The sequence below is a fragment of the Yinghuangia sp. YIM S09857 genome, from assembly GCF_051388915.1.
GTDB lineage: Bacteria > Actinomycetota > Actinomycetes > Streptomycetales > Streptomycetaceae > Yinghuangia.
This window is the reverse complement of the sequence record NZ_JBPKBH010000002.1, coordinates 72,000-85,359: the sequence shown is the minus strand read 5'-3', so window position 1 is coordinate 85,359 and position 13,360 is coordinate 72,000. Positions and strand designations below refer to the sequence as shown.

Below are 13,360 nucleotides of genomic sequence, written 5' to 3'. Positions count from 1 at the left end.
CCCCCCCCCCCGGTCCGCATCCGGAACCCCCGCGCGCCCCGTACAAGATCCCGCAACACCCCGCACACCCCAACACGGAGTGACGAATTCGGCACTCATAGTCGCGAACGGGTGGGTACGCTGCTCCGAACAGCCGCATCCGCACCCGGGGGCACCATGAACCACGCAACCCCCCGCATGCCCCGCAGCACCCGCATGCGCCCCCTGCCCCGCAGGACCCGTACGACCCGCAGCACCTGCATGACCTGCGTGACCTGCACGACCGCCACCGCACCGGCGCACCCGCGCGCGGCCCACACCCCGGAGGCCGCGGCATGACCGCCCTGCGCGACGCCACCCCCGCGTGCCGATTCCAGATCCCCCCGCACAACGCCGCGGTCCCCCAGGCCCGCCACGCCGTCCTCGACGTCGCCACCGGCTGGGGCCTGCCCCCGACCCACGAACGCGCCGACACCCTCCGCCTGATCGTGTCCGAGCTCGTCACCAACGCGGTCAAGCACGCGGGCATGCTCTCCCCGCAGATCGACGTGATCCTGCACCTCACCGACACCCGCTGCATCCGCGTCGGCGTCCACGACCGGCACCCCTTCCGCCCCAAGGCCCTCCTCGAAACGGTCGACGACGACAGCGGCCGAGGCCTGCACATCGTCAAACACCTCGTCGACGAATGCGGCGGCACCGCCGGCATCGAACCCGACCCCGACCTGGGCGGCAAAACAGTCTGGGTGACGGTGCCGCTGCCGCACTGAGACGAGCACCTCACCGACGGCACGCCGGCCGGCCGACCACAACGACGATGCGCCACACCAAGTCATCACAGCGAGCTCAGACGCAGGTCCCCGTCCCAGCTCTCACACCGCACCCGACCGGTCGGAAAGACCAGCTCCAGGGCGATACGCCCAGTGTGGGGTTCGTACTCCTCGCGAACCGACAGAACACCCTGCCCGACATGGCCCGCCAACGGTGTCTCATCGCAGATGGCTTCCACGGCAATGCGCCCCGAGGCGCCCATGTCATAGCCCGCGTACGGATCGGACGCCTCCACAATCAGACACCAGTCGGACCCGGTCGTGATGTGAACGCTCTGTCCCCGAGTATCGATCAGCCACACGTCCACCGGCCCGAACACACGGTCGCCACCCGAGATGTGCCAAGACCCGACAACCCCGGCGATCCGACGCCCCACCAAACCCTCGGCACGCACGCCAGCCCCGTGCAGCGGACACTCGTTCGCCCCCACAAGCTCCACCCACCGACCGTACCTTCGGCCCCCACCCACGCGCAGGCGCCGAACAAGAGACGCCCACCGCCGCCCCCGACCGAACGGATCCACCAAGGCGCCGCTCAGTCGGAGTTCGACCAGACCAGGGTGCCCTTTCCGTGCGGGGTGTCGACCGGAATCCAGGATTCGCATGCCTCGTCCAGCCGGTCGTCGTCGAGGCGGAGCGTGCTGCCGAACGGCCACGCCCGCAGCGCGGCCGCGTCCTCTTCGACCGGCAGGTGCACCGCCTCGACCGCGGCACGCAACCGGTCGGCGTGAGCAGACCTGTGCCAGTTCTCGAAACCTCCGGTTCCGTGGAAGTCGCCGACGAACAGGTCGACCAGCGCCGCGTAGGAATCGGGGACCTGAACCGGGACCAAATGGCCCTCCACCGCACCTTGCAGGCACGAGGTGCCGCCGTATTGCAGGTGGTGGACCACGCCACTGGCCGCGTGGAGGACCACGAACAGCCAGTCGTGGTCGAGGAGGTCGAGTTCGTCCAGGTCGACGTGGAGCTTCCGCGGTCCCATGCCGGGATCATGGCCCACGGTCGGGACCTGCGACCGCCGGTATTTCCGAGGGCGCCGGGTTCGTCGGCGCGGCGGACGGGTGGCGGCGGTTCACGGCAGGTCCGTCTCGACGAGGCGTCCGCCCTCCATGCGGAAGATGCGCGGCGGTTTCATCCGGGCCACGAGGGCGTCGCGCACGGCCTGGCGTTGCTCCGGGGTCGGCCCGTCAGGATCGGTCAGGCGGAACCGGTGGACGGGGACGTCGTCGGCGTCGATGTCGTCGGGCATGCGGCGGCCTTCGATGATGAAGCCGAAGAGGGCGCGCAACGCCTCCTCACCGAGGTCCAGGGGGTGGAACGGCAGCGCGTAGGGGTCCTGGTTCGGCCGGCCGGGGATCGGCTCGACCGGGTGTTCACCGGCCCAGTACGGGGTTTCGAAGGAGAGCCGTTCCCCGATGTCCTCCATCACCCCGTCCTTGGGTGTCACGCACAACGAGCGGACGAGGACACCGTCGCGCCAGAGGGCGAACGTCAGCGAGTCGACCACGCTGTGCATGGCGTGCAGGACGACCGTGCGCCCGTCGGCCGCGTCCAGGTAGCGGGCCGGGAACCGTGACGGGTAGTGGCCCATGACAGCGCCGTGGCACAGGACGTCCACGCCGGGGAAGGACGCGGCGTAGGCGGTGTCTTCGGGCGGGTACACCGCATCGCCGAGGCTGACCTGGCCGTCGGCCTCGGGCTCGACCCGCCAACCCGGGTGCAGCCGCCGCACCAGCGCCTCGGCCCCCTCGACGCCGCCCGTCCCGGCCGGCCGGTTCCGCAGGGCGTCGGCCACACCGCCCGCGGCGTACGCAAGCAGCGCCGTCTTCGCTCCCACGACATCCTCCCCGCAGCTCGTCGATCAAGGCGCACACGGAGGCTACCCGGCCCCACTCACGACCCCGCCGGCAACCGGAGTCCGGCAGCCGTCCCCACGTCCCGCCCGATGCCGGGCGGCTTGCGGTCGCGCGACCGTATGCGGATCCCGTCGTGTGCGCGCGGACCGGACCGTACCGGCGTGTAGCGAGCCGATGGTCCGAAGGATGTCGTCCCAGCGCGGGGCGATCCAAAGTCCACCGGCCACACGGATGGTTCCTCAGACCCGGACTGCGTGCCTCCCCTACGCGGTAGCCCTGCCACCCTGTCGCGAATCTCCCCTTCTTCTTGCTGTTGAGTTTTTGTGGCGTTGTTGAAGAAGGTATTTAATAAGGGCCTGTTACCAAAACACACCTATGGCCCCCGCCGGCCTCTTCCGGGAACAGCCGTCTGCCCCAACCTAGTTCGAACAGTTCGACTCCTCAGTCGAACGTGCGCGGGTCACCCGTTCAGCCCAATCCGGCCCCCCGCGGCACGTTCGGACCGCTGGGCGGTGCAGGAGCCCGGCGGTCGCCGGACGCGGAACTCGTACAGCACGCGCAGCCCTTCGGCCGCCTCGGGGTGGGCGCACGCCCGGCGGCCAAGCGCGGCCCAGCTCGGGTGGAACGTCTCCTGGTTGTCACGGCGCTGGCATACGGTTCGGCGCATGCGTACCGAAGAGGGCTCGTCGGCTCGTGTTCATCGCCGGCTGGTGTTCCGTACCGGACTCCCGAGCAGTTTGTGTTCGGTGGCGGTCACGGAGTCGGGGGGCCGGCCGGTCGTGCTCGGCGGGACGTTCGAAGGCGTCACCATGTGGGACGTGTCGAGCGGGCAGTTGGTGGGGCGACCCCTTCACGGCGATCTGGGGGAGGTCAAAGTGGTGTCCTTCGCGCCCGCCGACGGCCGCCTGCTCGTGGTGACCGCGACGGACGAAGGAGCCGTGGAGCGGAACGACGAGGACGAGCCGGAAGATCCGTGCTTCGACGTGTGGGACGCGGTCACCGGAGAGCAGGTCTGCTCATTCGAGCGGCCGGATGACCAACCGTTCGGCTACCCGGTGCACGCGGCGTGTGTGAGCGACGGAGACGGGGACGTGTATGCGGCGGTGGTGGTCGCCGAGCGCGAAGGGCCTTTCCACGCCTGGGACCTACAGAACTTCACCGAGCTGCGCGCAGAGGGACAGCGCCATGTCCCGGCGGTTGCGTGCGCTTGCGTGGACGGACTGCCGGTCGCGGTGACCGCAGGCGACGACGACCTGCTGCGGATGTGGAACTCCGAACCGTTCGCCGTCGGCGAGAACGGCGACCCATGGCCGTGCGGCTCCATCGGGCAGGTCAACGCACTTGCGGTCGGCGATGTCGACGGCCGTGCCGTTCTCGTGGCCGGAGGCGACCAGGTGGGCCTGTGGGACCTCGCCACGCGGGCCCCGATCGGGCAGCCGACGGCCCTGCACGACACCTACGTCACTGCGGTCGCCGCGGGCCGCATCGCCGGCCGACCGGTCGCGGTGAGCGGTGATTTCCACGGCACGATTCGCGTGTGGGACCTGTCCAGCGGAGAACCATGGGGTGAGCCCATGAGCAGCGGCCGGTGGATGGTGAGCGCTCTGGCCGTCGCCGACATCGGTGGCCGCTCGATCGTCGCGTCCGCGTCCTTGCACGGGATCCTTTCGGCATGGGAACTCCCCGGCGACGGTACTGCCGCGCCGACCCGGGAGTGACGCCACACCCACCCTTGCAAGCAATCGCGATCAACGGCTCGGACAGCAGCGCCACCCCGTTCGACGCCCGCGCCGCGCCGCCGACATGGCGAGTCGCAACCCGGCCGAGCGCACCGCCCCCGGCGGCGATGCCCGCCGCGTGCGGCATCTCAACCCGTCAACTCGCCAGCCCGTGCGGGGCCCGCGTCCCGCGCACGCGGTCCACCCAGGTCCGCGGCTCGGCGACCTGGTGCCGCGCGACGCCTCGCCACTCCCCTGGCCCGCATGACATCGGCTCGACACGGCGACACCCCGGCGCGCCGACGGGCCCCCGGGCGGTCCGGCCCGTCCCCGCCTCGCAGCATGCGCAGCCGACACCAGCCAGACCCAGGACGTCCCCCGAAATCCCAACTTGCTTTTGCTGAGGGGGTTTTGCGGTGTTTGATGGTGATCAAGGTAAGGGCCTGCTATTAATCCGGGCATGCCGAAGCGGCCGTCACCCGAGGCAACAGCACACAGCGTCACGCTAGTTCGACCGACCCCAACCCCTCAGTCGAACAAAAGTGCTTCACCCATTTGGCCCACACGTCCGCATCAAGCCGTGTTCCGTGTGGGCCTCGGCGGTCCGAGGGGGCGAAGGGTGCGGCCGGCGCGTTGCGCACTCACTGGACGTGCGGAACCCGGGGGCGGGGTTGTGCGTCGAAGGGGCGTTGGTTGTTCCGGGCTGCGGCAACTGCCGTATGCGTAAGCGCGACACGCCACACCACCTCGGAGGATTCGCGTGCCTGTACGCCGCATTCGCAACCGCATCGACAACGCCGGCCCCGCTCCGGCTCGCGGCAACTCGGTGGCCGCGGTCGGGGCCGGGGCCCTCGTCCTCGCGCTGCTGCTCGGCGCGTGTGGAGAGGACGATCCGAGGGACAAGGCGGAGGCCGCGGGCCCGGCGGTGAGCTCCGCCGACGCGGTCAGTCCGGGGCCCGATACTCCCGTCGCGCCGGACAGTGCGCGTCCCTCGCCGCCCCAGGCGGATCTGCCGGTGCCGTCCACCGCGCCGGACACTCCCGCGCCGCCCGCGGGTCCGTTGACGCCCGAGGACCGGGTACGGCTCGCTCGTGAGGCCGCGGCCCGGGCGGCCGAGGCGTGGGAGCAGGCGCGGGCCACGGCACCGTCCGGGCCGTCGTTCATCCTGACGCAGAGCGGCATCGACCAGACGGGCAACTGGGAGGCGGACAAGGGCGCTTACAAGGCCGCGTTCGGCAACGCCTGCTTCGACATGCGCCCGACCGCAACCGTGCCTCGCCACCCGGCCGAGGCTGAGATCCGGCGCGCGGACGGCACGGTGTTCACGCGACCGTTCGTCGGCCCCGACAAGGCGTTCGCGCGCAGCGTCCCGGACGCGATACGTGCGGGGTGCGGGTCGCCGCACGTCCCGTTCCTCCCCGTCACCGGCGTCGCCCTGACCACCGGAACGGTCGCCACCAGCGACGGGCAGGCCACGGTGCCGATGTGGGAGCTGACGTTCGAGGGCACGGCGGTACGCGGCCGCGCCACCGCGGTGCTCAGCGATCCGGTGCCCCCGAGGCTGCCGATGCCCGGCGCCGGACCGTCCGTCGGCGCGCCCAACGGCAAGGCCACGGTCTCGCCCGACGGCCGTACGGTCACGGTCGGCTTCATCGGCTCCCCGGACGTCCCCGGACCCTGCGGCGCGGACTACGCGATCGAGGCGGTGCAGCGTGCGGACGTCGTGGCGCTCGCGGTCGTCGCCCACGCGCGCGGACCGCAGGAGGGAATGGTGTGCACCGCGATCGGGGCGACACGCACCGCGTCCGTGACCCTCGACGCCCCGCTGGGCTCGCGGGCGCTGATCGACGCGCACGGGCAGCCGATCGCGCGCGGGTGAGGCGTACAACGGGGTGAGGCGTACAACGGGGTGACGGGGCCCGGGTGGGTGCGCGGGTAGGGTCGGGGGCATGGACGCCGCGCACTCCCCTGCCGAAGCCGACGCCGACGTGGGTGTCGGCGCGGGAGCAGCCGCCGAACCGGATGGCGACGAACGGCCGGCTGTCGACGACGGCTACTGCGACGCGCCGTCGGTGCGGCCGCTGCCACCTCCCGCCGCGCGTACGGGGTCGGGATCGGTGTCGGGGTCTTCGTCCGAGGTCGCGGACTGCGTGTATTGCGGCAAGCCCACGGAGTACCCCGCCGCTCAGCGCGGGGTGACGCTGTGCCCGGTCTGCGAGTGGCAGGACGACCAGCGCGGCGCGTGCTCCGGCTGACGCGGCGCGATCCGCGGGCCCGCGAAGTCCTCGCACGCCCGACACCGGCCGGTGGCCCGGTGGTTGCGCGGACCTGGCGTACCCACCCTCTAGGGTGAACGGCTGTGGACGAAACGACCGACCTCGTACGCCCGTGCGCACACTGCGCACGCCCTGTCCCCCAAAAGCCCGGCGCGGGACGCCCCTTCCGCTACTGCCAGGACAACGACGGCGCCTGCCTGAAAGCCGCCCGCAACGCGCGCCAGCGGCAGCGCTACGCCCCGGGGCTGCCCGGCCAGGTGGCGCGTACGTGGGAGATGGTCGAACGCATGGAGCAGCTCGCCGACGCCCTCGCCGAGGCGCTGGCCGGCGAGTTGAGCGCGTCCGGTGTCGAACGGCAGCTCGCCGAGGTCCGCGCCGAGGCGGCGGGCCAGGTGGCGGCCGCGCACACCGGCCGCGAGGCCGCGCGCGAGTCCGAGCAGGCCGCGCGGGCGGAGGCGGAGCAGGCGCGTGCCGACGCGGCGCTCGCCCGGGCTCAGGCCGAGGAGGCCCGGGTGGCAGCCGAGGCGGCGCGCGGTGAGGCCGAGGTCGCGGTGACCGCGCGCGACGGCGCCCTGCTGGAGGCGGACCGCGCCGCCGAGGCGGCCGAACAGGCCCGTTCGGAACGCGACATGGCCGCCGCGCGCGCGCAGAACGACCGCGACGCGCGCGAGCAGGCCGAACAGCGGGCGGCGGCCGCCCGCGACGAGGCCGCCCACGCCTCCGTCCGGGCCGACGCCGCCGAGCAGGCCCGCGCGGAGGCGGTACGCCGTGCCGAGCAGTCCGACGAGGCCGCCCGTACCGCGACCGCGGAACGGGCGGAGGCGGTGGCGCGGGCGGAGCGGGCCGACGCGGGACGTACCGCGGCCGAACAGTCCGCGAGCGAGGCGCAACTGGCCGCCGCCCAGGCGGAGTCCGCACGGGCGGCAGCGGTGGCGGAACGCGACGCGGCGCGCGGTGATGCGGAGCGAGCCCGGGCGGAGGCGTCCGAGGCTGCGGCGTCCGCCGAACGCGCACGGCACGAATCGGCGGCCCTGCGCGCCGAACTGGCCGCCGCCGAAGCCCGCATCGCCGCCGCGGAGGGGGAACGCGACCAGGCCAACGCCGAGACCACCCGCTCCCGCGCCCGCGTCGAACAGCTCACCGACCAGCTCATCAACCTGACGGCGGGGCTGACCAGGGCGCCTGAGCAGAGTTCGTAAGGTCGCGGAACACCGCGCCTGCGGCGCGTCCGTCAGGTCGCGCGCCCAGGCAGCAGCGCGTCACGCGTACGAAAACGCCTCGGGGCCGCATCACACCTCGGGTGAGGCCCCCCCGGTCGGGTGGCCCTGGCCGTGAGTATGGGCCGGTCCGTGACACCGGCCATGGCCCCAAGCGCCTTGCACGCTGGCGACCCGGCGTGGCGCGGTGCGTGGTGGAGGATGCGCGCATAAGCGATGGCGGAGACCTGGTATCGGCCGGAATCAGCGCAGATGCTCGCATCCTGCGCTGCGGCCCCCCGACCCTCACATGAGCGTACGCCCGCGGGCACCGAACACCCGCTCGTCGAGCGGCAGTTCGGTGAGCGCGTATACGCGTTCGCGTACGCCGTCCCATATCGCGTCCGTCATGGGGACGAGCCTAGGCGGCGGGGCGCGGTGCCGGGTCGTGCCGTCCCCCTGTCCTCATCCCACCCTCCGCATCGTCTCGCGCAGCGCCGCCGCGGACGCCGTACCTCCGACTCGACGGTGACACCCTGTGCATCGTGGTGCAGGCGATCGGACGGTCCGGTCTCAACGGGGACGTGGCCGCGGCACCATGCGGGGCAGCCTTCTCGTACGGTTCGCTCCATCGGGGTGGCCGCCTTCCGGCTCGCGGTGGTCGTGTGACCCCCCGGACAACCGCGGCACAGGTCCACCGTCCGCCGTCCTGCACGGCGACGTGGCCGCGATGCGCCCAATGCACGCCTCCCGCTTCGCCGTTGGTGTGATTGCCCGGCCTGGCGCGCCACTCCCTGCTCCCAAATACCCGAAATAGAACCTCATGTCGTGACTCTGTAACAGCCCTCGTGGCGGCGCGCCTTCCCCAACCACCCCGACGCAAAATCAAACGGCTGACTGAACAGACCGACGATTCGGGGATCCGAACATGCCTGCCGTACGCACCACCTGGAAGACCTGCGCCGTGGGAGCCGCGGCCATCGCCGCGCTCCTGGCCACCTCCGCCTGCGCGTCAGACGACAAGGACGACAACGCCCAGGGCGCCGCGGCGAGCGCGTCCGGCACCACGCAACTTGGCGGCAGCCCGGGCCAGAGCGCGGACGCCACCCCACCGCCCGGCGCAGCCGGCGTGTCTGCGGCGTCCACCTCCAACCAGGCCACAACCGTTCAGTCTGGCGCAACTGCTGGCTCCAGTTCCGGGCAGGCCGGGGACAACAACGCCGACACCGCCCCCTGCACGCCCGAGGAACTGTCGGTCGTCGCAACCGTCGAACCGCGGGACGGCGCCCGGCACGTCGTCCTCACCGCGACCAACACCGGCGCCGCGACCTGCACCCTCTTCCACTACCCGGATGTCGTCCTCGGCGACGGCACCCACGGCCCGGTGCAGCCGATGGAGTCCCCGGCCAAGGAGGTCGCCACGATCGCGCCGGGCGGGAAGGCGTACGCGGGTCTCCTGCTGTTCCGCATCGGCGAGCCGGTCGACACCGTGACCTCAATGGCGGTCAACCTCAGGACCGGCGACAACGACGGCGCCGTGGGCAACCCCATAGACGTCCCGCTCCCCCGGGACCTCGGCGGGTTCCTCAACATCGGCGACGGCCTGTCGGTCACCTTCTGGAACAAGGACCGCGACGCGGTCTACCGCTACACCTTCGCCAGGTGACGCCAAACCGTCGGCCCGGCCGTCGGCCCCTACGGACGAGCGCCGTTTCCCCGTCCTGAGCAACGGCGTTGGCCCGATCGAGTGATCGAGGCGAACCGCCGAGATCGCCCCACGTGCCATGCCCAACGCGGACCACAGGCCAAGAGTTGCGGGGCGGCCTTGAGAGAACACCGGAGGCGGTCCACAGTCGCTGAGGGACCTGTCGGGTTCGCCCGTGAAGCTCAGGTGCTCATTGGCCGGCCAAGAGGATCAGTCCGCGTCCCGAGTCGGCGGCTTCTGCCAGCCAGGCTTCGTGGCGGCGTGGGCGCAGTCGTAGCCCCGGTGCGAGCGTTCGACCGCGTACGGGAGGACGATGTCGCCGTTCGGATCTTCGGGGGTCTCCCAGTAGGGGTTGTCTCCACGCGCCTCGCGGCATGCCTCGACGGCGTTCGGCCACTCGGCTGTCAGGCAGATGACGTCGTAGCTCACAGAGCCGGTCTTCCGCCCGAGGGGCGCGGCCCCGCCACGTGGCTGTGAAACTCGTGGCGGGAAATACGACAGGGGATGTCGGGTTTCTCGGCGAAGGTGGGTTCACCGGCCCGTCCCCCGGGGTGGCCGGGACGACGACGGACCAGGACCAAGGAAGCAAGGACCTTCATGCGCGAGACATCCGACGATCTCCACCGACTCCAGACGCTGCTCGACGCCTCGCTCGCCCGCTCCACGGCGCACCTGCGGTCGATCATCAGTGCGGAGCGTACGCTCACCGCCGAGCAGCTCACCGGCGTGCTCACCGGCATGTGCCCCCTCGCGCTGTCCACCGTGACGGCGAAGGGCGAGCCGCGGGTCAGCGGCGTGGACGGGCACTTCCTCAACGGCGCATGGCACTTCGGCACCGCTCGGGGGGCCGCCAAAGCCCGGCACATCGCGGCCCGGCCCGCCGTCAGCGCCGCGCACATGCGTGGGGAGGAACTGGGTGTGTTCACGCACGGCACCGCGGAGGTCCTCAATCCCGCTGAGGGCGAGGCGACCGCCGACTGGCCCGAACTGCTCGCGTACTTCATGGACTTCTACGGTGAGAACGCCTTCGACTGGGACAACGACGTGGTGTTCTTCCGGCTCCGGCCGCAGTGGATGACGGTGTACGCCGCCGACCTGGCCAAGTTCGGCGGGAAGGCGGACGAGGCGTGACCCCGCTCGTACCGGACACGCCCGTGCCGGCCCCGGCCCCGTACGGCGCCGGGGCGGGCACGGCGCGTGGCACCATCGACGTCATCGGCGCCCGCACCAACAACCTGCGCGACGTGTCCGTCAGCATCCCCAAAGGACGCCTCGTCGCCTTCACCGGCGTGAGCGGCAGCGGCAAGACCTCGCTCGCCGTCGACACACTGCACAGCGAGGCGCAACTGCGGTACTTGGAAGGTCTTTCGCCGTTCGTACGCCAGTACATCACGCAGCGCAACCGGCCCAAGGTCGACCGCATCCTCGGCCTCGGCGCCACGCTCGCGGTGGACCAGCGCCGTCTGAACCGCAACCCCCGCTCCACGGTCGCCACGCTCACCGGGATCGACGGACACCTCGGCCTGCTCTACTCGCGCCTCCCGCGGATCGGCGCGGACCCAGGCACGAGCTCGGGCACGGGCACGGACACCGGCCTGGGCACGAGCACGAGGACGAACGCGGGCACGAGCCCAGACACCGGCACCGCCGCGGACGCCGCCGACGACCCCCTCACCACCGCGCACTTCGACCGCCACTCCCCCGAGGGCGGTTGCCCGGACTGCCACGGCGTCGGGGGTCGCTGGCGGGCCCGGGAAGACCTCGTCGTCACCCGCCCGGACCTACCCCTGTTCGACGGCGCCTCCCCTTGGTACGCCAAGTGGCGGTCCGGGGAGCACATGCTCGTTCCCGCGCTCGCCGCCAAACGCGGCGTGGACCTGGGTCGGCCCTGGCAGTCGCTGCCTGCGGCGTTCCGGCACGAGGTCCTGTACGGGACCGGTGACGAGGAGGTCGAGGCCACCGCCGAGATCCCGAACAAGAACGAGACGTCCCGCATGACCTACACCTCCCGCCAGCCGCTCCGCGGCGCGCTCGCCGAGGTGGAACGGGTGTTCGTCAACGCGCAGACGGCCGGCGCCAAGCAGCGCTACCTGCCGTACATGCGCAAGCAGCCTTGCGGCACGTGCGGAGGCAGCGGGTACGGGCGAGTCGCCCGGTCCGTACGCCTCGGCGGGCTGACGTACCCCGATCTGCTGGGTGTGGACGTGCGCGAGGTGCGTCGCTGGGCCGGGCACGTCGCCGACGGCCTCGACGTCCGGCAGCGAGGGGTCGGCGAGCCCCTGCTCCAGGACCTCGGACGCCGGCTCCGCCTGCTGGACCGGCTCGGCCTGGCCCACCTGCAACTGTCCCGCGGCACCGCAACGCTGTCCGGCGGCGAATTGCAGCGCACCCGGCTCGCCGCGCAACTCGGCACCGAGCTGAGCGACGTCATCTTCGTCCTGGACGAGCCCGGTGCCGGCCTGCACCCGGCGGACAAGAAGCACCTCCTCGACATCGCGCTGGAACTGCGGGAGGCCGGCAACACCGTCCTGCTCGTCGAACACGACCCCGAACTGATCGCCCGCGCCGACTGGATCGTCGACATGGGCCCCGGTGCCGGTCGCCTCGGCGGCGAGGTCCTGGTCTCCGGACCGCCCGCGCTGGCCGCCGCCGACCCCGCGTCGGTCACCGGCCGCCACCTCGCCGGCGACGCGCCGCGGCTGCGCCGCACCCGCCGACCGGTCGGCAGCGTCGCCGACTGGGTGGAACTGCACGGCCTGCGGGCCCACAACGCCGCCGTGGACCTGCTGCGCCTGCCGGCCGAGCGGCTCACCTGCCTGACCGGCGTCAGCGGCAGCGGCAAGAGCAGCGTGCTCGGCGCGCTCGCCGCGGGCGTGGCAGCCGCGCTGAACGGCACGGCCGCCGACGCCGTGCGGGAGGTCACCGGGCTGGACGGATTCGGCTGGGTCGCCGTGGTCGACCAGGAACCCATCGGCCGCACGCCGCGGTCCAACCCGGCCACGTACAGCAAGGCGTTCGACATCGTCCGCAAGGTGTTCGCCGGGACCGACACGGCACGTGCGCGTGGCCTCGACGCGTCCTGGTTCAGTTTCAACACCGCAGGTGGCGGACGCTGCGAAACCTGCTCCGGATACGGTCGCAAACTCGTCGACATGCACTTCCTGCCCGACGTGTGGGTGGTGTGCGACGCGTGCGACGGCAGGCGTTACCGGCCCGAGGCCCTGGACATCACGTACCGGGGCCTGACCGTCGACCAAGTGCTGGGCCTGACCGTCGCCGAGGCCGCCGACATCTTCACGGGTCCCCAGCAGCTCGCCGAGACCCTAGGCGCGCTCGACCGGGTCGGGCTCGGCTACCTCCAACTCGGCCAGAGCGCCACCGAGCTGTCCGGCGGCGAGGCGCAGCGGCTCAAACTCGCGTCCGCGATCCAGCGCGGCGCCACGAGCCGCAAAGCCGGTCTCGTCATCCTCGACGAACCCGTCTCGGGCCTGCACCCGTCCGACATCCAGCGGGTCGTCGACGCGCTCGACATGCTTCTCGACTCCGGCAACACCGTCGTCGTGGCCGAGCACGACATCCCCGTCGCCGCCTCCGCGGACTGGGTCATCGATCTCGGACCGGGAGCCGGCCCTGACGGAGGGACGGTGGTCGCGCAAGGTGCGCCGGAGGCGGTCGCGGGCGCCGACACGCCGACCGCCGAGTACCTGCGGCGGTACGCCGCCGGCCTCCCGCTCCTGGGGGATGCGCCGCGCTGAGGCGCCGCGCCCGGCAGGAACCTGTACGTCGCGTGAACCTGTGTG

General features: G+C 72.1%; 12 protein-coding genes. 8 read left to right on the top strand and 4 right to left on the bottom strand.

The features are described from left to right. Positions 1 to 314 precede the first annotated feature (314 nt). Positions 315 to 749, top strand: a complete 435-nt coding sequence (locus ACRX5S_RS03525; protein ID WP_436771231.1) for an ATP-binding protein — start codon at positions 315 to 317, stop codon at positions 747 to 749. 65 nt (positions 750 to 814) lie between these two features. Here the strand turns inward: ACRX5S_RS03525 and ACRX5S_RS03520 are convergent, their stop codons facing one another. The 3 genes from ACRX5S_RS03520 to ACRX5S_RS03510 form a co-directional block, all read right to left on the bottom strand. Further along, positions 815 to 1,249, bottom strand: a complete 435-nt coding sequence (locus ACRX5S_RS03520) for a hypothetical protein (protein ID WP_436771230.1) — start codon at positions 1,247 to 1,249, stop codon at positions 815 to 817. A gap of 95 nt (positions 1,250 to 1,344) precedes the next feature. After that, a complete protein-coding gene (locus ACRX5S_RS03515; RefSeq protein ID WP_436771229.1) occupies positions 1,345 to 1,791 on the bottom strand; it encodes a DUF6210 family protein in 447 nt (148 codons plus the stop codon). A 90-nt stretch (positions 1,792 to 1,881) separates the two neighbouring features. Beyond that, positions 1,882 to 2,646, bottom strand: coding sequence for a DUF6928 family protein (locus tag ACRX5S_RS03510; RefSeq protein WP_436771228.1), 765 nt, complete (start codon positions 2,644 to 2,646; stop codon positions 1,882 to 1,884). 684 nt (positions 2,647 to 3,330) lie between these two features. On the opposite strand from ACRX5S_RS03510, the gene ACRX5S_RS03505 reads away from it, so the two are divergent. The 5 genes from ACRX5S_RS03505 to ACRX5S_RS03485 all read left to right on the top strand — a co-directional run bounded on the left by ACRX5S_RS03505 (position 3,331) and on the right by ACRX5S_RS03485 (position 9,521). Continuing rightward, entirely contained in the window at positions 3,331 to 4,383 is a 1,053-nt protein-coding gene (locus ACRX5S_RS03505; RefSeq protein ID WP_436771227.1) for a WD40 repeat domain-containing protein, read from the top strand. A 760-nt stretch (positions 4,384 to 5,143) separates the two neighbouring features. Next, a complete protein-coding gene (locus ACRX5S_RS03500; protein ID WP_436771226.1) occupies positions 5,144 to 6,262 on the top strand; it encodes a hypothetical protein in 1,119 nt (372 codons plus the stop codon). A 70-nt stretch (positions 6,263 to 6,332) separates the two neighbouring features. Beyond that, entirely contained in the window at positions 6,333 to 6,638 is a 306-nt protein-coding gene (locus ACRX5S_RS03495; protein ID WP_436771225.1) for a hypothetical protein, read from the top strand. Between the two features lie 104 nt (positions 6,639 to 6,742). Next, entirely contained in the window at positions 6,743 to 7,858 is a 1,116-nt protein-coding gene (locus tag ACRX5S_RS03490) for a hypothetical protein (RefSeq protein WP_436771224.1), read from the top strand. Between the two features lie 925 nt (positions 7,859 to 8,783). Continuing rightward, positions 8,784 to 9,521: a DUF4232 domain-containing protein gene (locus ACRX5S_RS03485; protein ID WP_436771223.1), complete on the top strand. Its 738-nt coding sequence runs from the start codon at positions 8,784 to 8,786 to the stop codon at positions 9,519 to 9,521. Positions 9,522 to 9,770: 249 nt separating this feature from the next. On the opposite strand, the gene ACRX5S_RS03480 is transcribed toward ACRX5S_RS03485, so the two are convergent. Continuing rightward, on the bottom strand, positions 9,771 to 9,989 hold the full coding sequence (locus tag ACRX5S_RS03480; protein WP_436771222.1) for a hypothetical protein: 219 nt from the start codon (positions 9,987 to 9,989) through the stop codon (positions 9,771 to 9,773). 168 nt (positions 9,990 to 10,157) lie between these two features. Here ACRX5S_RS03480 and ACRX5S_RS03475 point away from each other — a divergent pair, with 168 nt between their 5' ends. Further along, the gene (locus ACRX5S_RS03475) at positions 10,158 to 10,691 is read left to right on the top strand and encodes a pyridoxamine 5'-phosphate oxidase family protein (RefSeq protein WP_436771221.1); all 534 of its coding nucleotides are present in this window, start codon (positions 10,158 to 10,160) and stop codon (positions 10,689 to 10,691) included. Continuing rightward, the gene (locus tag ACRX5S_RS03470) at positions 10,688 to 13,315 is read left to right on the top strand and encodes an excinuclease ABC subunit UvrA (protein ID WP_436771220.1); all 2,628 of its coding nucleotides are present in this window, start codon (positions 10,688 to 10,690) and stop codon (positions 13,313 to 13,315) included. The genes ACRX5S_RS03475 and ACRX5S_RS03470 overlap by 4 nt, the downstream gene beginning before the upstream one ends. The last annotated feature ends 45 nt before the right edge of the window (positions 13,316 to 13,360 follow it).